The organism is Micromonospora globbae (genome assembly GCF_036184225.1).
Lineage (GTDB): Bacteria > Actinomycetota > Actinomycetes > Mycobacteriales > Micromonosporaceae > Micromonospora > Micromonospora globbae.
Genome location: NZ_CP108084.1, coordinates 2,802,728 through 2,825,000, shown reverse-complemented (window position 1 = coordinate 2,825,000; position 22,273 = coordinate 2,802,728). Strand labels below are relative to the sequence as shown.

The 22,273-nt window shown below is 70.0% G+C and carries 23 protein-coding genes; 16 read left to right on the top strand and 7 right to left on the bottom strand.

The annotated features are described in order from the left end of the window. Positions 1-17 precede the first annotated feature (17 nt). The 6 genes from OG994_RS12395 to OG994_RS12370 all read right to left on the bottom strand — a co-directional run bounded on the left by OG994_RS12395 (position 18) and on the right by OG994_RS12370 (position 6,213). Entirely contained in the window at positions 18-1,223 is a 1,206-nt protein-coding gene (locus OG994_RS12395) for a CaiB/BaiF CoA transferase family protein (protein WP_328853322.1), read from the bottom strand. Next, positions 1,217-2,674, bottom strand: a complete 1,458-nt coding sequence (locus OG994_RS12390; RefSeq protein WP_328853321.1) for an FAD-dependent oxidoreductase — start codon at positions 2,672-2,674, stop codon at positions 1,217-1,219. Before OG994_RS12390 ends, OG994_RS12395 begins: the two co-directional genes overlap by 7 nt. An 89-nt stretch (positions 2,675-2,763) precedes the next feature. After that, entirely contained in the window at positions 2,764-3,882 is a 1,119-nt protein-coding gene (locus OG994_RS12385; protein WP_328853320.1) for an ABC transporter substrate-binding protein, read from the bottom strand. Between the two features lie 86 nt (positions 3,883-3,968). Then, positions 3,969-5,120 (bottom strand): class I SAM-dependent methyltransferase, encoded by a 1,152-nt coding sequence (locus OG994_RS12380; RefSeq protein WP_328853319.1) that lies wholly within the window; start codon positions 5,118-5,120, stop codon positions 3,969-3,971. Next, positions 5,117-5,365 (bottom strand): hypothetical protein, encoded by a 249-nt coding sequence (locus tag OG994_RS12375; protein ID WP_328853318.1) that lies wholly within the window; start codon positions 5,363-5,365, stop codon positions 5,117-5,119. The genes OG994_RS12380 and OG994_RS12375 overlap by 4 nt, the downstream gene beginning before the upstream one ends. Then, complete coding sequence (locus tag OG994_RS12370; RefSeq protein WP_328853317.1) at positions 5,362-6,213, bottom strand: acetoacetate decarboxylase family protein; 852 nt, start codon at positions 6,211-6,213, stop codon at positions 5,362-5,364. The genes OG994_RS12375 and OG994_RS12370 overlap by 4 nt, the downstream gene beginning before the upstream one ends. A gap of 351 nt (positions 6,214-6,564) precedes the next feature. Here OG994_RS12370 and OG994_RS12365 point away from each other — a divergent pair, with 351 nt between their 5' ends. The 10 genes from OG994_RS12365 to OG994_RS12320 all read left to right on the top strand — a co-directional run bounded on the left by OG994_RS12365 (position 6,565) and on the right by OG994_RS12320 (position 16,928). Next, positions 6,565-7,383 (top strand): ABC transporter ATP-binding protein, encoded by an 819-nt coding sequence (locus OG994_RS12365; RefSeq protein ID WP_328853316.1) that lies wholly within the window; start codon positions 6,565-6,567, stop codon positions 7,381-7,383. A 12-nt stretch (positions 7,384-7,395) separates the two neighbouring features. Then, positions 7,396-8,253 (top strand): ABC transporter permease, encoded by an 858-nt coding sequence (locus tag OG994_RS12360; RefSeq protein ID WP_328853315.1) that lies wholly within the window; start codon positions 7,396-7,398, stop codon positions 8,251-8,253. Next, positions 8,217-9,053, top strand: coding sequence for an IclR family transcriptional regulator (locus OG994_RS12355; protein ID WP_407942605.1), 837 nt, complete (start codon positions 8,217-8,219; stop codon positions 9,051-9,053). Before OG994_RS12360 ends, OG994_RS12355 begins: the two co-directional genes overlap by 37 nt. Before the next feature lie 86 nt (positions 9,054-9,139). Then, positions 9,140-9,952, top strand: coding sequence for an alpha/beta fold hydrolase (locus OG994_RS12350; protein ID WP_328853313.1), 813 nt, complete (start codon positions 9,140-9,142; stop codon positions 9,950-9,952). Continuing rightward, positions 9,939-11,306, top strand: coding sequence for a phenylacetate--CoA ligase family protein (locus OG994_RS12345; RefSeq protein WP_328853312.1), 1,368 nt, complete (start codon positions 9,939-9,941; stop codon positions 11,304-11,306). The genes OG994_RS12350 and OG994_RS12345 overlap by 14 nt, the downstream gene beginning before the upstream one ends. After that, the gene (locus OG994_RS12340) at positions 11,303-12,172 is read left to right on the top strand and encodes an amidohydrolase family protein (protein WP_328853311.1); all 870 of its coding nucleotides are present in this window, start codon (positions 11,303-11,305) and stop codon (positions 12,170-12,172) included. Before OG994_RS12345 ends, OG994_RS12340 begins: the two co-directional genes overlap by 4 nt. Next, a complete protein-coding gene (locus OG994_RS12335) occupies positions 12,169-13,824 on the top strand; it encodes an MDR family MFS transporter (RefSeq protein WP_328853310.1) in 1,656 nt (551 codons plus the stop codon). The genes OG994_RS12340 and OG994_RS12335 overlap by 4 nt, the downstream gene beginning before the upstream one ends. 332 nt (positions 13,825-14,156) lie before the next feature. Further along, complete coding sequence (locus tag OG994_RS12330; RefSeq protein ID WP_328853309.1) at positions 14,157-14,765, top strand: dihydrofolate reductase family protein; 609 nt, start codon at positions 14,157-14,159, stop codon at positions 14,763-14,765. 403 nt (positions 14,766-15,168) lie between these two features. Further along, on the top strand, positions 15,169-15,369 hold the full coding sequence (locus OG994_RS12325; RefSeq protein ID WP_328853308.1) for a hypothetical protein: 201 nt from the start codon (positions 15,169-15,171) through the stop codon (positions 15,367-15,369). Positions 15,370-15,809: 440 nt separating this feature from the next. Continuing rightward, a complete protein-coding gene (locus tag OG994_RS12320; RefSeq protein ID WP_328853307.1) occupies positions 15,810-16,928 on the top strand; it encodes a sensor histidine kinase in 1,119 nt (372 codons plus the stop codon). 3 nt (positions 16,929-16,931) lie between these two features. Here the strand turns inward: OG994_RS12320 and OG994_RS12315 are convergent, their stop codons facing one another. Then, the gene (locus OG994_RS12315; protein ID WP_328853306.1) at positions 16,932-17,603 is read right to left on the bottom strand and encodes a response regulator transcription factor; all 672 of its coding nucleotides are present in this window, start codon (positions 17,601-17,603) and stop codon (positions 16,932-16,934) included. A 118-nt stretch (positions 17,604-17,721) separates the two neighbouring features. On the opposite strand from OG994_RS12315, the gene stsA reads away from it, so the two are divergent. The 6 genes from stsA to OG994_RS12285 all read left to right on the top strand — a co-directional run bounded on the left by stsA (position 17,722) and on the right by OG994_RS12285 (position 22,117). Beyond that, positions 17,722-17,832: a StsA family sactipeptide RiPP gene (stsA, locus tag OG994_RS12310; RefSeq protein ID WP_328853305.1), complete on the top strand. Its 111-nt coding sequence runs from the start codon at positions 17,722-17,724 to the stop codon at positions 17,830-17,832. Positions 17,833-17,909: 77 nt separating this feature from the next. Then, positions 17,910-19,364 carry a StsB family radical SAM/SPASM domain sactipeptide maturase gene (stsB, locus tag OG994_RS12305; RefSeq protein WP_328853304.1) on the top strand — a complete coding sequence of 485 codons (1,455 nt, stop codon included), beginning with the start codon at positions 17,910-17,912 and terminating at the stop codon, positions 19,362-19,364. Positions 19,365-19,366: 2 nt separating this feature from the next. Then, positions 19,367-19,648: an HPr-rel-A system PqqD family peptide chaperone gene (locus OG994_RS12300; RefSeq protein WP_328853303.1), complete on the top strand. Its 282-nt coding sequence runs from the start codon at positions 19,367-19,369 to the stop codon at positions 19,646-19,648. Next, entirely contained in the window at positions 19,645-20,382 is a 738-nt protein-coding gene (locus OG994_RS12295) for a signal peptidase I (protein WP_328853302.1), read from the top strand. Before OG994_RS12300 ends, OG994_RS12295 begins: the two co-directional genes overlap by 4 nt. Before the next feature lie 11 nt (positions 20,383-20,393). Then, entirely contained in the window at positions 20,394-21,320 is a 927-nt protein-coding gene (locus OG994_RS12290; RefSeq protein ID WP_328853301.1) for an ABC transporter ATP-binding protein, read from the top strand. Next, positions 21,317-22,117: an ABC transporter permease gene (locus tag OG994_RS12285; RefSeq protein WP_328853300.1), complete on the top strand. Its 801-nt coding sequence runs from the start codon at positions 21,317-21,319 to the stop codon at positions 22,115-22,117. The genes OG994_RS12290 and OG994_RS12285 overlap by 4 nt, the downstream gene beginning before the upstream one ends. Positions 22,118-22,273: the final 156 nt, after the last annotated feature.

Here is a 22,273-nt window from a genome sequence, read left to right as displayed (position 1 = left end):
GCTGTCGTGCAGGCGACTCACGCGATCACCTGCCGGGACCGCAGGTCCGCGACGCGTTCGGCGTCGTAGCCGAGGTCGGCCAGAACGTCCTGGGTGTCGGCGCCGAGGCGGCGCCCGGTGAAGCGGATGGAGCCGGGGGAGGCCGACATCCGCCACATCACGTTGTGCATGAGCACGGAGCCGAGATCGTCGTCCTCGACCTCGGTGAGCATGCCGGTGGAGCGGACGTGCTCGTCCTCGACGAGGTCGCGTGCGGAGTAGACGGGCGCGACGGCGGCGCCGGCGTCGGTGAAGGCGCGTATCACCTCGTCGCGGTCACGCTCGCGGATCCACCCGCCGACGTGGGCGTCGATGTCGTCGGCGTGCGCGGCGCGTCCGCGTCCGGAGGCGAACCACGGCTCGTCGATCAACTCCGGGTGGCCGACGAGGCGCATGACCCGTTCGGCGATCGACTGCGCGCTGGAGGACACCGCGACCCAGTGGCCGTCGCGGGTTTGGTAGGTGTTGCGCGGCGCGTTGTTGGTCGAGCGGTTGCCGTGGCGGGTTTCGACGATGCCGAGTTGCTGGTAGGCCGTGGGGCCGGGTCCGACCGCCGTCGTCAGTGGGCTGAGCAGGTCGATGTCGATGACCTGTCCCTGGCCCGTACGCTCGCGGTGCAGCAGCGCCATGGTGATGGCGGACGTGGTGGCGACACCGCAGATGCTGTCGGCGAGACCGAACGCGGGGAGTGTCGGTGGGCCGTCGGCGGGGCCGGTGAGGTACGCGAAGCCGCTCATCGCTTCGATCAGGGTGCCGAAGCCGGCGCGCTGCGCGTATGGGCCGGTTTGCCCGAAGCCGGTGACGCGGGCGATGACGAGGCGCGGGTTGCGGGCGTGCAGCACGGAAGGCCCGAGACCCCATTTCTCCAGCGTGCCCGGTCGGAAGTTCTCGACCAGCACGTCGGCGGTCGCGATCAGGTCGAGCAGGACCTTGGCGCCCTCGGGATCCTTGATGTTCAGGGCGATCGTGCGTTTGTTGCGGGAGATTTCCTTCCACCACAGGGGGACGCCGTCCTTGCTGGGCCCATGGCCGCGCATGCCGTCGCCCTTGAGGGGGTGCTCGACCTTGATGACGTCGGCGCCGTAGTCGCCGAGGATCTGGCAGGCGAGCGGGCCGGCCAGGATGGTCGACAGGTCGATGACCCGCGTGCCGGCGAGCGGGCCGGTGGCCGCCGCGGTCACCATGCGAGGATCCCGGTGCCGAGCAGCCGGCCGAAGGTCAGGGCGGGGGTGGCGAGCATACCGCCGCAGAACGAGTTGCCCATGAAGGCGCCTGAGCCGAGCAGTTCGCCGAGTGCGTAGAGGCCGGGGATGGGCGTGCCGTCCGGGCGGATGACGCGGAGGTCGGTGTCCACGGCGAGGCCGGCCGTGGAGGTGATCGACATGCCCTGCACGCGGATCGCGTAGAAGGGCGCTTCGGTGATCGGCAGTGGTCGGAACGTGCGTCCGAGCGGGTCGTCGCCGTCGAGGCAGGCGTTGTATTCCGCGACGGTGGCCACGAGGTTGTCGGCGTCGATCCCGGCGGATGTGGCGAGTGTGCGGAGGTCATCGGCGACGTGGAACATGGGGTGGTGGCCGGCGCGGGCGCGTACGTCGTCGGCGGTCCAGTCGGGGATCATGGGTGGGGCTTCGCGGAGCATCCGTTCGTCGAGCACGATGTAGCGGCGCAGGTCGGTCTGGCGCAGCAGCGCGTGTTCGCGCACGTCGACGCTGGGTTCGTCCTCGGCGATGAAGCGGCGGCCCTCGACGTTGACGTAGATCTCCCAGGGCATGCGCATCTCGGGCCAGTGGATGGGCCGGCACAGTACCGGGGCGGGGAAGGCGTCGTGGTCGAGGACGGACCCGAACGAGCACAGGTAGAGGTCGTGGTTGCGGGTGTAGCCGCCTGCCTCGACACCGAGCTGGTGTCCGGCGCCCTTGGCGTAGCGGTAGGAGGCGTCGGCGTAGGCGGGGACGCCGTTCATCTTCTCGAACAGGGCGGGGTCGGCGTTGTAGCCACCGGTGGCGAGCACGAGGTTGGTGCCGCGGTGGGTGTCGTGGTTGGCCGTCGTGGCGCCGGTGGGTCGGGTGATGATGCCGGTCACGCGCCCGCCGGTCGCGGCGGGCTCCTGGGTCAGGCCGATGACCTCGGTGTTGAACAGTGCGGTGATGGCGCCGCTGTCGATCAGTTCGCGGAACGGCGCGCGGACGGCGGTGAGAATGGAGCGACCGAGGTCGGGTCCCCAGTAGTAGCGGTCCTGGCTGTAGTGCTCGTGGTTCTGACCGCGGACCGGGTGGTCGGGCAGCACGGGCATACCGAGGTCGTCGAGCAGCCAGTCGACGGTCGCGGCGGCGTTGGACACGGCGAGCCAGGCCAGTTCGCGGTCGGCGGTGTTCCTGCTGATCCGCATGATGTCGGCGAGGTGCGCCTCGGGGGTGTCCTCGATGCCCTTGGACCGTTGCAGCCGGGTGCCGGCGGCGCTGAGTTGGCCGGTGGCGATGTGGAGGGCGCCACCCTCTTCGGCAGCGGCGTCGACGACCAGCACGCGCGCGCCGCGTCGTGCGGCGAATATCGCGGTGGACATGCCGCCGGCTCCGGCTCCGACGACGATGACGTCCCAGCGGGTGCGGTGGCCGACGTCTGGGGTGGTACTCACCAGGGCTCCTTGGTCCGTGCGGGTGGGTCGCGTTCGTGTGGTCTGGGGGTGCGGCCCGGGATCGCCGGGCCGCACGGTGACCAGTGGGGTCAGCTGCCGGTCTTGCGCTCCTGTGCCGCCTTGATGACGGCGTCGTGGTCGAAGTCGTTGATGTCCTTGATCAGCGAGCCGTCGAAGACGTCGGTGATGTTCGGTTCCTTCTTCACCTGGCCGGTGGAGACGGCGTACTCGGCGGCCTTCTTGAGCTGCGCGTCGGTGAGCTCGCCCCACGCGGGCCAGCTGGAGGGGTCGTCGGTCTGCGGGGTGGAGGTGGACATCCAGGCCTTGAGCAGGGTGACGAGTTCCTTGCGACGTTCGGGGGTGTCACCGTTGCTGCCGGCGAGTTCGGGGAACGTCTTCAGGCCCATGTCGATCGCGGCGTCGGGGTTGAGGCGGGCGAACATCAGGCCCTTGTAGGCGGCGCGGGCGTACTTCACCAGCAACTCGCGGTCCTTGCCGCCGAGGGTGCGGGAGCTGGCGGTGAAGGCGATGCTCGGCATGGCGTCGAAGAGCGCCGGGTTGTCGAGGTAGGTGAACGTGCTGCCGGTCTGCTCGAGTTGGGCGAACAGTTCGGCGTAGAGCGCGATCGCGTCGACCTGCCCGCTGTCGAGGGCGGCCTTGGCCTGCTGTCCCTGGCCGACCGGGAGGATCTTGACGTCCTTGTCCGGGTCGATGCCGTTTTCGTTCAGGAAGGAGCGGGTGAACAGGTTCGAGCCCGAGGCCAGGGAGATGACGCCGATCTTCTTGCCCTTGAGGTCTGCGGGTGAGGCGATGCTCGAACCGGTCGGAATGCCGATCTTCCAGGGGAAGGACGTGTTGATCGAGCCGAAGGTCTTGACCTGGACGCCCTGCTCGGCGGCGGCCATGGTGGAGGCGACCTCGGCGTTGGTGGCCAGCGCGTCGCCGGCGGCGATCACTTGAAGGGCCGCGGAGGAGCCGTTGGCGGTCTTGAGGTCGACGTTGAGCCCTTCGTCTTTGAAGTAGCCCATCTGCTTGGGGACGGCGTAGAGCGCGATCTGTGTCGAGCCCGGCACGGTGGCTGTGGTGACGTAGGTGACCGAGGTGAGGCCATCGGCGGTGGTGGTGGTGTTCGAGCCACCACCACAGGCCGATGTGACCAGCGCCAGCGCCGACAGGGCGGCGGCCAGCGCGAGGGGACGGCGGGTCATTGTTCTCCTTCGGTTGAGCCCACGCGCTGCGTGGGGCGGGGGTGCGGTTCGAGGTCTGGCGGTCGCCTTCGGGGGGTGGGCGACGGCTAGCGGCGTGCGACGAGCAGGCCGATGCGGCCCGCGGAGGACTGACCGGTCACCAGGCGGCGGCCGGTGGCGATCAGCTCGCGGCTGACCCTGTCGGGCTCGAATCCGGCACGGACGGCCATGGCCTTGAGGTCGAGCGTCCGGACGGTGCTCCAGAACGGCTCGTTGTTGTTGGTGGTGTCCCACTCGACGAGGAACTGCGCGAAGGGGTCCATGGTGCTGAACGGCGGGTACTCGGCGTGGATCATCAAGCCGCCGGGTTTGAGCAGCCGGAAGCTCTCGGTCAGGATGTTCTGGACGGCCTTGGTGCTGGTCTCGTGGAGCAGGATGTGCGAGACGACGAGGTCGAAGCTCTCGGCCGCGAAGCCGGTCGCCTCGGCGTTGCGCTGGGAGAAGTGCACGGGCAGGCCGAACGATGCGGCGCGCGCGTGGGCGTAGCGCAGCATGGGTGCGGCGACGTCGATGGCGTGCACGTCGGCCTGGGGGTAGCGCTCGACGTAGGGCAGGGTGCTGTGGCCGACGGAGCAGCCCATGTCGAGGATCGCCGACGGCGTCAGGTTGGGGTGCTTCACGTCGAGGTAGTGCTCGATGACGGAGCGGCCCTTGTCGTCGTTGGCGGCCCCGAGCTGGCCGGCGGCGTAGATGTAGACACCGCGGTCGTAGAGCGCGCCGGCGGTGAGGTCGTCGGGCGCGGTCTCGCGGTAGTAGCCGGTCGGCATGCAGTGGATGTCGACGGTCTGCAGGTACGCCGGAATTTCGACTGAAGGGTCCAGGGCGAGCGTCCCGACGGTGTCGAGGAGGGCGCTGGCGGTGTCGGTGAGCCGGGTGAACTGCCGGGCGGTGCTCTGCGCGACGAGCTCCCACATCTGCTCCTGGCCGCTGCGGCGCAGCGCGCTCCACATCTGTGTGGCCGGGTCCTGGGCCATCAGCTCGCCGATCACGTGGCGGCTGGTGGGGGCGCAGCCGTGTTTCCTGGCGTAGGCCGGCGCGATTTCGGTTTCGTACCGCTTGCGGATCCGAGCGGCGACGTCGTATGCGAGCCGCGCCTTCAGATCCCAGATTTCTTGTTGCCGGTAGGCCTCGGTCACGGTCGGTGTGGCGAGCACGGCGTGTGCGAGCTGGCCGTCGGCGAGGGTGGGGAAGCTGGTCATGAGGTTCCCTCCTGCGGTGTCGTGCTGGCCGGATCGGTCCGGGCCGTCAGCTCGTCGACGAGGCGGCTCATGGCGATGGAGGTGCTGCCGGCGCCCTCGCCCTCGATGCCGGTGGCGGCCTCGAGCGCGGCGACGCGGCGCTGCAGCACGCCGATCTCCTGGGTGAGGACGACGATGGCTGCCAGGAGGCGGTCGGTGTGCGTGTCGCCGAGATAGACGGGGCGCTTGCCGCGTACGGTCTTCACGCCGTCGCTCCGGTGCTCGCGCGGCGGTCGAGGCTCTCGGCGGGCTGCTCGGGTGTGTAGTCGTGCAGCACCTCGGCGGTGGTGTCGGTGGTCCAGCCCTGCTTGAAGGCGTACGCCGCGAACGGCTCCACGTCGCGCAGGGGTGCGAGATCCTCGTTCACCGCGTCGTGGATCTTCAGGTGGGGGTTGCCCCGGAACACCTCGCCGGTGCGGACGTTGGCGAGTTGGAGGCCGAGCAGGCGGGTGCGTGTCGGGATGGTGGGCGACGGTGACGGCTGGTGCGAGAGCAGGAAGCCGCGGTTTCCGTACGCCGGCATCGCGGATGCCTCGATCGCTTCTGTGATCTCGATGCCCAGGTCGAGCACCGGCTCACCGAGCCGGGTGACGGAGCCTGACAACTTCGTGCCTGGCCCGATCGGGCCCATGGCCGGGTTGTAGGGGTTGATGTGGGTTCGGCGGACCTCGCCGATCTTCTTGCCCCAGCCCATCACGGTGCCGAAGCCCATCGACCAGTCCTCGGTGACCCAGATGAAGGCGCTGAACCGGCCGGGCTCGCCGCGGTGCGTGGCGTAGAAGCCGATGATGCCCTCGCCGTACTGGGTGCGTCGGGGCGCGGTGAACGCCTGGTCGGGGTCGCTGTCGCTGACCTTGACCATGTCGGCCACGAACGCGAAGCCGACGCCGTCGTCGACCGGCTCGAGCGGCTCGGGTAGGTAGCGTCGGGCCAGGTCGGCGCCGGCGCGGAACAAGACGCGGATGGCGTCTGAACCGATGTGGTGCGGGGGTGGTTCGACGAGGCTGGCGGATCCCGTGGGCGAGAGCGGGTTGGTGAAACCTCGCAGGCGCATCGCGACTCCTGGACTGCGGCGGGGGAGTGGAACAGTTCCAGGGCTGTTCCGCTGGAAGAAACAGCGTTTCTCTGTTGGTGGCCGACGCTAAACAGGCGCAGCGAGGGCCGTCAAGGGGTAGCGCCGAATCGGTTTTGGCTGGTGGCGCGCCAGGATATGGCGGTGTGCAGCCAAAACGGGCGTCTTCGAGAAAGGTTCGTGGGGGCTATTGACGGCGCCCGAGACTGCTCCTAGCGTTTCGGCAAGCGGTCGGTCGTACCGCCTAGGTGAACGCCTTGGTCGACCCGGACCTGCTTCGGAACCGTCTCGGAACCGCTCGGAATCCTGACTCCCAACCCGAAGGACACCGCCGTGACGTCAGCCCCCGTGGTCCCCGCGGCCCTCGACGGCGACCTCGACTCGCATTGGATCGAGGCCCGGGGCCTTGACAAGGTCTACCGGCCGCGCAAGTCCGCGCCGACCCACGCTCTCTCGGACGTCTCGTTCGCGGCTCGGCGCGGCGAGTTCATCTCCATCGTCGGCCCCTCGGGCTGCGGCAAGACCACTCTGTTGAAGATCCTGGCCGGCCTGATTCCCTACACCGGAGGGGAGACCAGGATCGCCGGCAAGCGCGTCAGCGGCCCCGACAAGGGCGTTGGCATGGTGTTCCAGGCGGCGACGCTCCTACCCTGGCGCACGATCCTCGAAAACGTGATGGTGCCGGTCGAGATCCAGAAACTGGACCGCAAGACGCATGAGGCGCGGGCTCGCGAGCTGCTGGAACTGGTCGGCCTCCGCGGTTTCGAGAACAAGTACCCCGGCGAGCTCTCCGGCGGTATGCAACAGCGCGCCGGGATCTGCCGCGCGCTCATCCACGACCCGGCCGTACTGCTGCTCGACGAGCCGTTCGGCGCGCTCGACGCGATGACACGCGAGTTCATGAACCTGGAGCTGCTGCGCATCTGGCAGGAGAGCCGCAAGACCGCAATCCTCGTCACGCACTCCATCCCCGAGGCGGTGTTCCTCTCAGACCGGGTCATCGTCATGACGCCGCGCCCGGGCCGGATCGCCGAGATCATCACCATCGACCTACCACGCCCGCGCGAGCTGCGGATGATGGCCTCCGACGACGCCGGAGTGTACGTCGAACGGATCCGCGCCTACTTCAACAGCGCCGGCGTCATCGACTGAGGACGGACAACCATGACCACCCAGACAGTCGCACCGGCCAGCAGGAAAGAACCCGAGACACCCACCCCGCAGCGACGCCGCAGCCTGGTGCCCGACCTGCACGAGCGCCCCGAGATCGCCCTGGTGCCGATCGTGTTCGTCGTCGTGATGACCGCGTGGGAGTTCATCCCGGGCTGGCTCGGCGTCGACGACTTCGTGCTCCCCACACCCAGCCAGATCTTCCAGGTCTTCGTCGACCAGCTCGGCCAGGCCGCGTTCTGGCACAACTTCTGGGTCACGCTGCAGGAAGCCGGCGCCGGATTCGTGCTCGCCACCGTGCTCGCCGTGCTGATCGGTACCTTCGTCGCCCAGATCACCGTGGTCGAGCGCACGGTGCTGCCCTACATCGTGGCGTTCCAGTCGGTGCCGAAGGTCGCCCTGGCCCCGATGTTCGTCGTCTGGTTCGGCTTCGGGATGACCTCGAAGATCGTGATGGCGACGATCATTGCCTTCTTCCCGATCCTCATCAACGTGATCGCGGGCCTGAAGTCCGCGGACAACGACAAGATCGAAATGCTGACCTCGTTCGGCGCGACCCGCTTTCAGGTCTTCCGGATGGTCCGCTTCCCCAGCGCGCTGCCCTACATTTTCGCCGGCCTGCAGAGCGGCGTGGTCTTCGCTATCCTCGGCGCCATCGTCGGCGAGTACATCGGTGCCCAAGAAGGTCTCGGCTACCAGTTGATGCAGGCCAACTACCGATTCGACATCCAGGCCATGTTCGCGGTCCTCATCGTCCTGTCCATCATGGGCATGATCGCCCATGGCGTGGTGAAGGTGTGCCAGCGTAGGTTCGTATTCTGGTCCGGCGACCAGAGCAAGCGGGGGACGTGATGGCGCTAGCGGAAGTCCAGTCGGCGCGGCCGACGCGTGAGCCGACCTCGGGGCTCGAGCGGGTGCTGAGGGTGATCTACGCCGTGTCGGCCGCCGGCGCCGACGGCATCGGGGTCTCGGCCCTGGCCCGCGAGGTCGACCAGCCCAAGGCGGTCACCCACCGGCTGCTCAAGGGCCTGGTGGCCGGCGGCTTCCTCGCCTTCGACAACAGCACCAAGTGCTACCGGCTCGGGACCGGCGCACTCGCGGTCGGACTAGCCGCGCTGCGCCAGACCAACGTCCAGCAGACCGCGCGACCGGTCCTCGAACGCCTGGTACGCGAGACGCGGGAGACCGCGACGCTCTCCCTCAAGCAGGGCGACAGCCGCATCTACGTCGACCAGGTGCTCTCGCCGCAGGAGATCCGGATGTCGGTGGCGACGGGCGTGCCGTACCCGCTGCACGCCGGGTCGTCCTCAAAGGCCATCCTGGCCGCGATGTCGGACGCCGCGATCGACGAGTACCTCGCCTCCCACGACCTCAACGTGCTGACGCCGGCCACGATAGCCAGCCGACACCAGTTGCTCGAGGAGATCGTCCAGATCCGCGAGCGGGGATACGCCTTCAGCGCGGGCGAGCGTGACGCCGGCGCCGCGAGCGTCGCCGCCGCCGTTCTCGGCATGGATGGCGTGGTCCTCGGCTCGATCTCGGTCTGCGGGCCGGTCGGCCGCTTCGAAGCCGCCGACATCGAGCGCCTCGGCGTGCTCGTCCGCTCCGGAGCGGACGAGACCTCCCGCGCCATCGGTCACCTGCCGGGCTGACCCGATCCCCGAACCGCCCGCGCCACACCTCGCACGGCGCTGGCGCGTGCCGCCGTACCCCTTTCCTGGAAAGGTAGGGAACCCCCATGCCGTACCGCACCTACCTCGAGACCTCCTACGGGCAGATCCACGCCCGGGTTGCCGGTGACCACGGTCCGCACGTCGTGCTGCTGCACGAGAGCCCGCTGTCCTCCTTCGTGTACGACGACGTGCTGCCGCTGCTCGACCCCTGGGCGCGGGTCCTCGCGCCGGACACGCTGGGCTACGGCATGTCCGACGCCCCGCCTGCCCGGCTGGACATCCCGGGGTACGCCAAGCCGGTTGTCGAACTGCTCCGCTCCCTCGACGGACCGGCGGTGCTCGTGGGCTCGCACACCGGCGCGAGCATCGCCATCGAGGTCGCGCATCAGGCGCCCGAGCTCGTGTCCGGCCTGGTGCTGCTCGGCATCGCGACCTACACGCCTGAGCAGCAGCGGGACCGCCGGCAAAACTGGGCACCCGACGAGCCCGTCACGGAGGAGGCCACTCACCTCCTGTCGGCGTGGAAGCGGTATCAGGGCCTGTGGCGCGGGTGCGACCCGCAGACACGCCAGCGCGCGGTGTGGACGATGCTCGGTGCGCTCGACCGGTACAACTGGGCCTACCACGCGGCGTTCGAGTACGACCCCATCACCCCGCTGTCCGGCGTCACCTGCCCCGTGTTGTGCGTGGCCGCCGACGGTGAGTTCCTGGAGGAGGGCACCCGGCTCGCGGCCGAGCGGCTCGGACTGCCGTACGAGGTGGTGCCCGACTGCGTGGGCCAGATCCCGGTCCGCGAGCCGCAGGTCTGCGCCGATCTGATCGCGCGGTTCGTCGCCGAGCACGCACTGGCGGGGAGCGTGACCGGTGGCGCTCGCTGACGACGCCGTACGGCCGGGCGCCGACCCCGCACGGCTGCGCGACGTCCAGGACCGCGCGCTGCGGACCATCATCGGCCGGGTGGCGGCAGATCACCCGTTCTACCGAGACCTGTGGGCCGAGCACGGGGTCGACCCCCGGGCGGTGCGGGGCGTCGAGGATCTCCCGCTGCTGCCGTTGACCACCAAGTCGATGTTCACGGCGGCTCCGCAGCGGTTCCGCCTTCAGCCCGACGGGTCGCCCGAGCGGCAGTTGTGGGACATCGCGTACACGTCTGGTTCGACCTCGGCGCCCGCGCCGATCTACCAGTCCGCCTACGACTTCCACGCGATTCTGGCCGCGCAGGTGCGCATGGCCGAGATCCGCGGGATGCGTGGCGACGACCGGATCGCCAACCTCTACCCGCTCACGCCGCAGCCACACGGGGCGTGGACCCGGGCGAATCACGCCGCCGCGGTCCTGGGCGCCACCGTCGTGTGTGGGATGAGCGGTGTGAGCCCCTGGTTCGGTGTCACCCGGCGCCTGGGTGAGGTGGCGGGCCTTCTCGTCAGGACCCGACCGACGGTGCTGTGGGGCGTGCCGAGCTACGTGCGCCGTGTCGTGGACGAGGTCGCCCGCCGCGGCGGCACCCTGCCGGACGTGCGCATGCTCGCCCTCAGCGGCGAGGCCACCACCGCACCGATGGCGGCGCAGCTGAAGGACCTGCTCGCCTGCGTCGGAGCCCCGGACGTCATGGTCTCCAACAGCCTCGGCGCCTCCGAGCTGCAGTACGGTCTCGTCGAGTGCGCGCCCGGCGCAGGGTTCCACAATCCCGTCCCCGAGCTGCTGCACCTCGACGCGGTCGACGACCGCGGCCGGCCCGTGCCGCCCGGAACCCCGGGCGCGTTCACCATGACCCACCTCGACCGGCACGGCACCGTCCTGGTGCGCTACCTGCTCGGCGACCGCGTCGAGGTCGACCACGACCCATGCCCCCGATGCGGCCGACTCGGTGGGCGTGTGGTGGCGCACCACGGGCGCGCGGGCGGCTCACTCAAGATCAAGGGCCAACTCGTGGACACGACAGTGATCGAGACGACCGTGGCCGCCGTGTCCGGCGTGGTCGACCACCGCGCCGTCGTCCGCCGCAGCGACCCGGCCGACCCGCTCTCCGGCGACGAACTGGTCGTGCAGGTGGCGCTGGCACCGGCCACCGAGCGGGGGGTGACCGAGCAGGTGTCGGCCGCCGTCAAGCTCGCGACCCGGGTCACCCCCATGGTCGAGGTCACGACCCTCGACGCCCTCTTTCCCGCCGACGAGCGGATGAAGCCCCGCCGGTTCGTCGACGAACGCCAGCGACAGGAGTCCCCCGCATGAGCACCGCCGCCATCGACATCGTCTGCAACCTGTTCACCCCCGAGGTGGCCGCCTCGCGGCCCGCCTGGTCCCGGCAGTTCCTCGGCGGCAAGGTCAACGCCCCGGAAGCCACGCTGGGCGGCCTCACCATCGCGCAGCACCTCGCCGCACTCGACGCCGCGAACGTCGAGCACGCACTGATGATCGCCCCCAAGATGGGGCGCGACGGGCTCTCCGAGTCCTGGCGGCTGGATCCGATGACGATCGTCGACCTGGTCCAGGCGCACCCCGACCGCTTCAGCGGGCTCGTCGGCATCGATCCCTACGAGGGCATGAAGGGAGTGCGCGAACTCGAGCGGATGGTCACGGAGTACGGCATGGTGGGCGCGCACATCTATCCCCACTGGTTCGAGCTCGCACCCGACCACGCGCGCTACTACCCCTTCTACGCCAAGTGCGCCGAGCTCGGGGTGCCCGTGCAGATGCAGGTGGGGCACTGCCTGCGCTACAGCCACGACCACCCGCTGCCGTCGGTCGGCCGGCCCATCCTGCTCGACACCATCGCGTGCCACTTCCCGGAGCTGAAGATCATCGGCATCCACGTGGGCTGGCCGTGGACCGAGGAGATGATCGCGGTCTCCTACAAGCACCCGAACGTCTACATCGGCATCGACGCGTACGCCCCCAAGTACCTCGACCCGAAGCTGGTGAAGTACATCAACGGCTGGGGCGCGGACAAGGTCATGTTCGGCACCGACTTCCCGGTCATCCCGCACGCCCGGGCCCGCGACGAAATCGCCGCCTGGGACCTGCGCCCGGAGTCGGAGGCCAAGCTGATGCGCGAGAACGCACTCAAGGTGTACGACCTCAAGATCGGGGCCGAGTGACGCAACCCGCGGACAGTCGCGCCGGGCACGGGAGAGATGCGCCGCCGAGCTGGTTGAACTCGGCGGCGCACCGCCCAGAGAGGGAAGCTTGCATGGTGGCGACACCCGCGGCCGGCAGCGGTACGGAACCCGCGGATGACGGTTCGACCGCGAAGGGCGTCGGGCTGCGCTCCGAGCGTGGCCCCGTGCTCGCCGCGGTCATGCTCAGCACGGGCCTGGTCGCGCTGGACTCCACGATCATCGCCACCGCGGTGCCGTCGATCGTCCGCGACGTCGGTGGGTTCGCGCAGTTCCCGTGGCTGTTCTCGATCTACCTGCTCACCCAGGCGGTGACGGTACCGATCTACGGCAAGTTCGCCGACTCCCTGGGACGCAAGCCGGTGATGTTCGTCGGCATCGCACTGTTCCTGCTCGGCTCGATCCTGTGCGGTGTCGCCTGGAGCATGCCCGCACTGATCGTCGCGCGCGCCCTGCAGGGGATCGGGGCAGGCGCGGTGCAGCCGATCAGCATGACCATCGTCGGTGACCTCTACACCGTGGCGGAGCGTGCCCGGGTGCAGGGCTACCTCGCCGCTGTCTGGGGAACATCGGCGGTGCTCGGACCCCTGCTCGGCGGAGTCCTGTCCGAGTACCTGTCCTGGCGGTGGATCTTCTACATCAACCTGCCGCTCGGTGCGGTCGCGGCGTGGATGCTCGCCCGTCACTTCTCCGAGCGGGTAACCCGCAGCAGGCACCGAGTGGACTACGTCGGGGCCTGCCTGCTCACCGTCGGGTTCGGCCTGCTCATCCTTGGTCTGCTGCAGGGTGGCGTGGCCTGGCCCTGGACATCGATCCAGAGCCTGACGATCCTCGTGGTCGGCGCAGCCACGCTCGGCGCGTTCATCGTCGTAGAGCGCCGCGCCGCCGACCCGGTGCTGCCGCTGTGGGTGTTCAGCCGTCGTGCGCTCGCCGGGGGCAGCCTCACCGCGGTGTGCATCGGGGCGCTGAGCGCCGGGCTGAACTCCTACCTGCCCACGTATGCCGAGGGCGTGCTCGGCACCGACGCGCTCGTCGCCGGATTCGCCCTTGCGGCGATGGCCATCGGCTGGCCGCTGGCCGCCGGCACCTCGGGGCGGATCTACCTCCGGATCGGATTTCGCGACACCGCCCTGATCGGTAGCGTCGTCGTGATCAGCGGTACGGCGCTGACCACGCTGCTCCGGCCGGACTCGGCGGTGTGGGCGGTCGCCGGCGCGGCCTTCGTCATCGGCGTCGGACTTGGCCTGACCACCAGCCCCATCCTGGTCTCCGTGCAGTCGGTGGTCGGATGGGATCGCCGTGGGGTGGTCACCGGGGCGAACATGTTCAGCCGGTCACTCGGCGGGGCGGTCGGCGCCGGCGTCTGCGGCGCGATCGCCAACGCCACCCTCGCCAGCCGTCTCACCCCCCACGCGCCCGCGCAGGCCCACGCGGTACCCGAGTACCTGGACACCACGAGTCTCGTGCTCGGCGGGCAGAGCGGGTCTGTCCCGCCGGAAGCCGCCGCGTACGTCCGCGCGGCGCTGTACGACGCGACCCACCATGTCTTCATCACGCTTGCCGTCCTGGCGGTCCTCGTGTTGGGCGCGCTGTTGCTGATGCCGCGCCGCAGCAGCCACCTCAGCTTCGAGTAGCGATCGTCGGCTCCGGGGCGTGACCTCGGATCACCGTTCCGATTGGGTACTGCGGGGGCCGGTCGCCGCAAGGGTGGCCAGCAAGGTGAGGCCGTCGGCGACGAGATCGAGCTGGCCGAACTGGTCTGACGAGCACGGTCGTCAACCGCCTGGAACCGGCTCGGTCACGCCTCCAGGCACCGGCGTGACCGCACCGGTCCTCGCGCGGCACGCCGGTGCTGCGCACGCTCGGGGGCGAGTCGGTATCCGGAAAGTCGTCGCTCAGGCGATGAGTTTGGACTGTCGCGCTGATCTACGCTACCGACGGCATCCAACCTGAAGGGATCCCTGCAATGGCAAAGGTCATCTCCACGTTGTTCATCTCGGCCGACGGTGTGGCCGAGATAGACCCTGACTGGCACTTCCCCTATTTCGACGAGAACATGGGCCGGGCCGTCACCGAGGACTATGACGCGGCCGACGTGCTGCTCATCGGTCGCCAGACCTACGACAGCTTCGCCGGCGCCTGGCCCGACCGCGAGACTGCGGGCGATGTCGACGCGCCGCTGGCCAAGCGACTCGGGGATATGCGCAAGGTGGTCGTCTCGCGCCAGCCGCTGGAGTTCTCCTGGCGCAACTCGGAACTGATGAAGGGCGACCTCGTCGACGCCGTCACCTCGCTCAAGGCCGATGCCGGCAGCAAGGGGATCCTCATCCCCGGGTCGATCTCCGTGGTGCAGCAGCTGCTCGCCGCAGGGCTGGTCGACGAGCTGCGGCTGCTGGTGCATCCGGTGGCGGCGCGCAGGGGCCGCAGGTTGTTCGACGACGGCGACACGGCCTACCACTTGAGCGTGACGGCGACGGAGGTGTTTCCGACCGGTGTGATCCGCGTGATCTACTCGCCCACCGAGGCGCCCACCGAGGCGCCCGCCAAGGCAGGGTCCGACGAGGTCGGCGACTAGGGCGGCGACACGTCGGAGGGTCCATGCGGGCTCTGAGATTATCGCCTCTGAGGAGTCTGCCGCGGAGGGTGCGCAAGACACCGCTCATGTGGGTGCCCCCCGCAGTAGGACCACCGTTGTGCTGGCGTCGCCGGCGCCGCTCGTCGCCCTTGCGGGCGCGATCTCGGTGAACGGGGGTCGGCGAAAGCTCGGCCTGGAACGACCGGCGGAGAGCAGGTTGATGGCGTTTGGACCTGAGCGGGCGCCTCCGTCGTAGAAGCTCGCCAATGCCGGCCGTTCGGCCGGTTTGTGAGCTTGCGGTGGATCCCCGGCAGGCGGGTGGCCGCCCGCCGGGGAGCACCTCCGGGTTCACGGGCGGGAGCGGGCCGCCCCCGGGGTGAGGATGAAGGCGAGGACCGCTGCGGTGGCCGCGATGACGGCGCCGGTGGTGAAGCCGTTCTCGAAGCCGGCGGTGCTGGTGCCGGCGGTGCTTGCCGCGGCGACGCTGGATGCGACGGCCGCGCCGACTCGGTGGCGGATCGCCGTGTCGCAGGCCAATTCTTCGCGTGGGCCGGAGGTCCAGGCGGATGAGGTTCGTGCAGAGATGACGAACTCTGCCAGGTGAACTGGATATCCGTTCGCGCGAACAAGGGCTTCGACAGACTGACTGAGACGCGGTCGGGGCGCGATTGGCGGGCAGCCAGCTGTGCCTGGACACCGCAGACCGAGGGCCAACTGGTCAGCCAGAGGCGGGATCGGTATGGATTACCTTCAACGTCTTACGTCGGACGGAGCCTTGGACCATCGACCGTTGTGGGGCCCTGCTGCGCTCATCATGATGCTCGCATGAGCACCGGCCACCGTTCCTCGATGCTCCGCGACGCGCGCTCGCGCGTCCTGGACGAGGCCACGACCCGCAGTGGGAGCCGCGACGCTGGCGCCCCTGGCGTGCGTAGGCTCGTCGGGCGGCTTTGCCGGCTCGTCAGCGAGGCTCGGCAGGGCTGGATCGACGCCCGTGCCATGGCCACGCTACCCGGCCTCGACCGCGCCCTACGGTTTGTGGCCGTGCTGTTGTTCGCCCAGCGCGCCAGTTACCTCCTGCCCGCCGCGTCGAGCCTTGGCCCCTCAGGGGCTGTCTACTACCGCAGTCCTGTGCTCAACCTGGCGATGGTGGCGGTGGTGTTGGCCTGGAACATGGTCCTGGGCGTGGCCGTCTGGCGGCGTGGCTGGTTCACCAGCCGGTACGTCGTCCTCGACATCGCCGTGACCTGCGTGCTGCTGTTCGTGATGAACGGCAATCTGCGGGACGGCTTCGAGTTGAGCGCCGCCAACTGGGTGGCGAAGTTCGCCCTAGGTACCGCGGCTCTCGCCGGCGCGGTGTTCAGCCTGTCCCGGCTGCTCGTCGCGTTGCCGATCTTGGTGCTGTTCACGCTCGCCGCGGCGGCCCTGCGTACCGGTGGGCTGCCACCCCTGGAGTCTGGGTTCCTCAACCACGTCAACTCCAGTCTCTGGTTCGCCGTGCTGCTGCACTTCATGCGCCGCTACCTCACCGCTCAGGCGGAGGCGGTGGACGCGGCCACGGCCCGGCGGATCGCCGCCGAGACGGCGGCCGCGGCCGGGCAGGCCCGGTTCGCCGAACGGCTCCGGCAGTTCCGCCACTTGCACGACACGGTGTTGGCCACGCTCACCGCGATCTCCCGTGGCGGTCTCGACCATCGCACCGAGGCGGTGCGGGCCCGGTGCGGTCGCGATGCTGAGTATGTGCGGCGGCTGATCGCCGAGGAAGGCCCGGAGCAGGCCACGTCGCTGGGTGCGCGGCTGGCCGCGGCGGCAGAGGCGGCCGACGCGATCGGCGTGCGGGTGCACCTGCTCGTCGGTGAGCTGCCGGACGCGATCCCCGACCGGGTTGTGGACGGGATCGGTGACGCGACCCGGGAGGCCCTGAACAATGTGGCGCGGCATGCCGGGACCGGGCGGGCGTGGGTGACCACCGACTGGACCGACGGGACGCTGACGGTGCGGATCGTCGACCGCGGACGCGGATTCACCCCCGACCGCACCACGTCCGGCTCCGGGCTGCGCCGGTCCATCAAGCAGCGGATGCGCGAGGCCGGTGGCTACGTGCAGGTGTTCTCCGAACCCGGCGAGGGCACCTGCGTCGAGCTGGTGTGGGACGGCCACTGACCGCTACCGGATGAGGTCGTCTTCCCGCGCGCGGTTGGCCAGGTCGAGCTTGGTGTAGGTAGGCCGGCCCGCTTCGCCGTACTTGGCCTTCACCCGGTCCAGGTAGCGCCGGGCGGTGGCCGGCTGGACGCCGACGCGACGTGCGGCCGCGGTTAGGGTCATGCCGGACGCGTACGCCACCAGCACCGCACGCTCCTGCGGCGACAATCTCGGCCGGTCGGGCCGGGAATCGTGCGACCAGGCGTACGCCAACTCCGGGGAGTGGGCGACGCGGCCGTGGGCGACGTCGCGAACCGCTGCGGCGAGGGTGGCCAGATCGTGGTCCTTGGTCAGGTAGCCGAGCGCTCCGGCGCGAAGCACGTCGACGCCGTGGGTCACGTAGGGCACGGCGGTGACGACCAGCACCTGCCGGTTTCCGGCGGCCAGCCGGCGCACGTTGTCCACCGGCTCGCTGCGATCGGCGAGCAGCAGGTCCAGCACGACCACGTCGGCCGGGGCCGGCTCGGACGCGAGCAATTCGTCGACGGTGCCGGCGGTGCAGACCAGGCGCAGGTCGGGGGCGGCGGCTAGCCACGCCGTTATGCCGTCGAGCAGCATCCGGTCGTCGTCGATGACGGACACCGAGATCTCGGGACGCATGTGCGCCACCGTCTCCCGCTGCGACAGTCCTGTCAAGACATCAATTTTGCCCTCTGGAGGCGCGCGGACACTCTGCGCGACCCTCTGCGCGTGGTCGGGGCGTCCGACGGGAGCGGCCCGTGGCCCGGCCACGGCACGTGAAGGGAGGGCTCACATGGTCAAGTGGGAGAAGCCCAGCATCCGCAAGGCCGACTTCGCGGCGCAGCTCGGCTGCGCGTGCGCGTGCGGTGCGCTGGCCGGAGCGGGTTCCGGGCAGGCTCAGTAACCACACCCGGCACCAGACCGGTGGGGGCCACGGCCAGCCGTGGCCCCCCGCTGAAACGCGGAAGGGGGATCTTCGTCATGCAGCTGTCGGCGATGTGGTCAGAGCTGGTCGTCCCGGACGACCTCGTCTACTTCCAGTGCCGGGACCGGTACCTTGTGGAGAACCCCGGCATCGCGGCCTGGGCGGTGGTCGGCGACGGGGAACTGGCTGTGCTTCGGGCGCTCGCGTCCGGGGCCGAGCCCCCGCCCGACGCGGCCGCGACCGAACGGGCCCTGGCGATGCTGGTGCTGAACTGGCTGGTCTACCTGCCCGGGCGGGAGCCTCGGGTGCGGCCCGCCGTGCCGGCGCTGCGAATGGTCTACTACGCGATCACCGACGGGTGCAACCTGCGGTGCCCGTACTGTTACGCCTCATCCACCCGAAGGCTGCCCGGCGAGTTGGAGCCGCACGAGTCGCTCGACCTGGTCGACCAGATCGCCGACATGGGTGCCGACCTGCTCATTCTGACCGGGGGCGAGCCGATGCTGCGGCGTGACTTCTTCGCCGTCGCCGACCATGCCCGCTCCCGCGGCCTGCGGGTCAACTGCATCACCAACGGCACCCGCATCCCGGACGAGGCGACCGCCCGGCGGATGGCCGACACCTTCACCAAGATCACCGTGAGCCTCGACGGCGGTGTCGCGGAGGTCCATGAACGGACCCGAGGCAAGGGCACGTTCGCGCTCACCGCCCGCGCGCTCGCCCTGCTCAACGCCGCCGGCGTCCGACCCGACATCAACCACGTCGTGTCGCCGGACAACATCGGCGCCCTGGACCAGCTGATGACGTTCCTGGACGGCATCGAGTTCGGCAACGTGCGGTTGATGAACCACACCGGCATCGGCCGCGGCGCCGAGGACGGGGTGCACTTCGCGTGGGAGCACCACCGCGAGGTGCAGCGGTTCACGTGGACCAATCCGGTGGCACAGAAGATCCTCACGGAGGGCCCGAAGGCGGTCAAACCATGCTCGATCCGGGGCAACTGCGGGCTGGGCGGCACCGAGATCTACATCAACTCCCTCGGCGACGTCTATCCGTGCAAGCTGGTCACCGGCCCTCTGCACAAAGCCGGCAACGTGCGCGCGCAGCGCTTGGCTGACGTGTTCGCCGCCCCGGCGCTGGCCCAGTTGCGCACCAACACGGTGTTCGAGGGCGACAATCTCGCCGACTGCCGGCGCTGCTACATCCGCGCCGCGTGCGGTGGCGGCTGCCGGGCGTACCACGCTGCCGAATCCGGATCGATTGCCCGCAACAGCCGGCACCACTGCCGGATCCTTCGTCACTCGATGATCACCAACATCTGGCGCTCGAACGGATTCTCCGGTTCGGACCTGCTGGAACACGAGACCGCCATGACGGTTCCCCGGCTGATCCGCGACGGCTCGGTGCACCCGGTGTACGACGACTGGCGCACCGACGGCGACCCGGCCGATACGGTCCGGCGCCGGACATTGCCGGTGCTCACCACGCGGGCGGGGGCGGCGTCGTGCTGACGGTGAATCCGGACGTGGTGTGGGTGGACAGCGATGACGAAGTGCGTCTCTACCACCCCGGCACCGGGGAGTTCCAGACCCTCAACGCGACCGCCGCGCGCATCTGGCGCAAGCTCGCGACCGGCGCCGAGATCGATGACGTGGTGCGTGACCTGGCGGCCGAGTTCGAGGCACACGAGGACCAGGACCGGCGGCTCATCGACCGCGATGTCCGGCAGTTCGTCGCCGAACTGAGCGAGCTGGGGCTGCTCGGCACCGGCCTGGCCACGGAGCCGGGCCGATGACGGGGGCGGCTGCCGGGTTCGCCGACCTGATCGCACACACGCTGTCTGCGGGCCGTGTGGCCCGCGTGCCGGTGACCGGGTCGAGCATGTGGCCGGCCATCGCTCCCGGCTCCGTCGTGACGGTCGAACCGGTCGCCTGGTCCCGGATCAAGCCCGGCGACGTGGTCGCGTACCGGCATCAGGACGCGATCATCGTGCACCGTGTGGTCGAGGTGCGCGGCGAGCACCTGATCGCGGCCGGAGACAACAAGCCGCTGTTCGACCCGCCGGTCGCCGCGGCGGCGCTGCTCGGCCGGGTTACCGGGGTCCCCGACCCGTTGGCGCCGCCGGCGCCTGCGCCTGCGGCCACCACTGAGGCGACCGTGTGGGTCGTCGGCGACCAAGCGCCGACCGCGCCGCCTGGTTTGCGGCTGCGCCAGGTCGCGCCGGTGGAACTCGCCTCCGCGCTACCCACGGTCACCGGCACGATCGCCGGGTTGTCCGCCGCGGCCGTGCGTCCGCTGGCAGCCCTGCGCACCGCCTCTCCCGGGCCGCTGACCGTGCTGATCGGGATCCGGTTCGGGCACGCCGGCGCCGGCCGTGCCGGGTTCGACCCCGCCGGGGCGCCATTGCTGCCTCCAGAGGCGGTTCACCTGCACGTTCGCGCCGGCGATCCGCTGTCTGACGTCGCCGCGCACCACGCGGTGCGGGCCGTCGCGGCGACGCTCGGCCACTGCGAGGGGGCGGTGCGATGACGGAGGACGCAGTGACTGCCATCGCCCTGACGAAGATCTATCCTGGTGCCCCGACGCCGGCCGTCGACCACATGACCTTCAGCGTGCCGGCCGGGCAGTCGGTTGGGCTGCTCGGCCCGAACGGTGCGGGGAAGACCACCCTGCTGAAGCTCGCCTGCGGCGTCTCGCCACCCACGGCCGGCCAGATAACGGTGCACGGCGCCGCCCCCGGCGGCACGGCGAAACGGGACCTGGCCGTCGTCCATCAGAGCGGCCCGTTCGACATGATGCTCACCGTGCAGGACAACCTGCGTATCGCCGCCGCGTTCCGCGGGCTGAGCTGGCGCCGAGTGCGCTCCCGCGCCGCCGCGCTGCTGGATCAGTTCGATCTCGCCGGTAGAGCCGGCGACCTCGTGTTCACGCTGTCCGGCGGACAGCGGCGCCGGCTTCAGATGGTGCGCGCGCTGCTGCGGGTGCCGCGGCTGCTGCTGCTGGACGAACCGTCCGCCGGTCTCGACGTGGAGGGCCGGCGCCGAGTCTGGGACCTGATCGGCGATCTGCGCCGCACACACGGTCTGACGTTGGTGTGGACCAGCCACCACATGGACGAGCTGGAGCGGAACTGCGAACGGATCCTGGTGGTGCAGCACGGCAGGATCCTGCGCGATGGCAGCCCTGACCAGCTCAAGGACGAGGCGGGTCAGGTCACCGCCGAGCTGCGCACCGGATCGCCGCAGGACTGGGCGATGGTGGCCGAGTGCGCCCGGCTCGCCGGACTGGCCGCCGATCGGCGCGCTGACGTGTTCGTGCTCACCGGCGACGACCTGCGCCGCCGGCTGCCCGCTGTGATCGCCGCGCTCACCGACCGTCAGGTGGCGATCGAGAGCGTGGCGGTGGCCGGCTCCTCGCTCGAGGACGCGTTCCTGGCCTTGACCCGACCGGAGGTGCCGACCCGATGACCACGACCACCGAGCTGGGCGCCCCCGCCTGGCACGGCACCGGCCTGACCGCAACCCTGCGCCGAGAGTTCCTGCTGCTCACCCGCAACCGCACCAACCTGCTGCTGGCGATCGTGCCGACGGCGGTCTACATCACGCTGTTCGCCACCTCGCTGACCGACCTGATCGGCACCGTCAGCTACCGGGGGCAGCAGATCGGATACGCCGACTTCGCCGTCCCGGCGCTGATGTTCTCGTCGCTGCTCGCCGCCGCGACCACGTCCGGAACCGCTCTCTTCCAGGAACGGATGAGCGGCATGTCGCTGGAACTGTGGTCCTACCCGCTGACCCGCGGCCAGTACGTGCTCGGCAAGCTGCTCGCCGGATCGGCCCTGGTGCTCGCGCAGACGCTGGCCGCGCTCACGGTGACGGTGGCGCTGTTCCAGGGGCGCTGGTCGGCCGACCGGTGGCTCGCGCTGCTGTGCGGGGCGCTGATCGCGGCGTGCGCCTTCAACGGGCTGTACCTGCTGCTCGCCACCCTGGTGCGGGACTTCCAGCGGTTCACCGTCCTGATCAACGTCCTCGCGCCGGTGCTGCTGTTCGCCAGTCCGTCGTTCTACCCAATCGACGCGATGGGAACCCCGCAACGCTGGCTGGCCGCGATCAACCCGGTGACGTACGGGGTGACCGCGCTACGCGAGGCGCTGCTGCACGGGTTCGCCCCCGCCCTGCCCTACCTGCTGCTGCTCAGCGTGGCCGCCCTAGTCTCGATCGTCCTCGTCGGCAGGTCCCTGGCCCGGCAAGCCCGTGGTCTCTAGTTCCCTGGCGGGGAACGCACGACGTCACCTCAAGGAGTTGGGCACAACGCTGGCCCCGACGTGGGGACGACCTGGATCGATGGGCCGGCTCGGTTGATCGGAGCCTACGGTATACCGACGCCGGCGATCGCCGAGAACCTGTCCTGCGGGCCCCGG

Coding starts and splice junctions, on each gene's coding strand:
- OG994_RS12370 (WP_328853317.1), bottom strand. CDS start 6,213: ATGCGCCTGCGAGGTTTCACCAACCCGCTCTCGCCCACGGGATCCGCC.
- OG994_RS12395 (WP_328853322.1), bottom strand. CDS start 1,223: ATGGTGACCGCGGCGGCCACCGGCCCGCTCGCCGGCACGCGGGTCATC.
- stsB (WP_328853304.1), top strand. CDS start 17,910: ATGCAGCTGTCGGCGATGTGGTCAGAGCTGGTCGTCCCGGACGACCTC.
- OG994_RS12380 (WP_328853319.1), bottom strand. CDS start 5,120: ATGACCAGCTTCCCCACCCTCGCCGACGGCCAGCTCGCACACGCCGTG.
- OG994_RS12350 (WP_328853313.1), top strand. CDS start 9,140: ATGCCGTACCGCACCTACCTCGAGACCTCCTACGGGCAGATCCACGCC.
- OG994_RS12340 (WP_328853311.1), top strand. CDS start 11,303: ATGAGCACCGCCGCCATCGACATCGTCTGCAACCTGTTCACCCCCGAG.
- OG994_RS12360 (WP_328853315.1), top strand. CDS start 7,396: ATGACCACCCAGACAGTCGCACCGGCCAGCAGGAAAGAACCCGAGACA.
- OG994_RS12330 (WP_328853309.1), top strand. CDS start 14,157: ATGGCAAAGGTCATCTCCACGTTGTTCATCTCGGCCGACGGTGTGGCC.
- OG994_RS12295 (WP_328853302.1), top strand. CDS start 19,645: ATGACGGGGGCGGCTGCCGGGTTCGCCGACCTGATCGCACACACGCTG.
- OG994_RS12385 (WP_328853320.1), bottom strand. CDS start 3,882: ATGACCCGCCGTCCCCTCGCGCTGGCCGCCGCCCTGTCGGCGCTGGCG.
- OG994_RS12285 (WP_328853300.1), top strand. CDS start 21,317: ATGACCACGACCACCGAGCTGGGCGCCCCCGCCTGGCACGGCACCGGC.
- stsA (WP_328853305.1), top strand. CDS start 17,722: ATGGTCAAGTGGGAGAAGCCCAGCATCCGCAAGGCCGACTTCGCGGCG.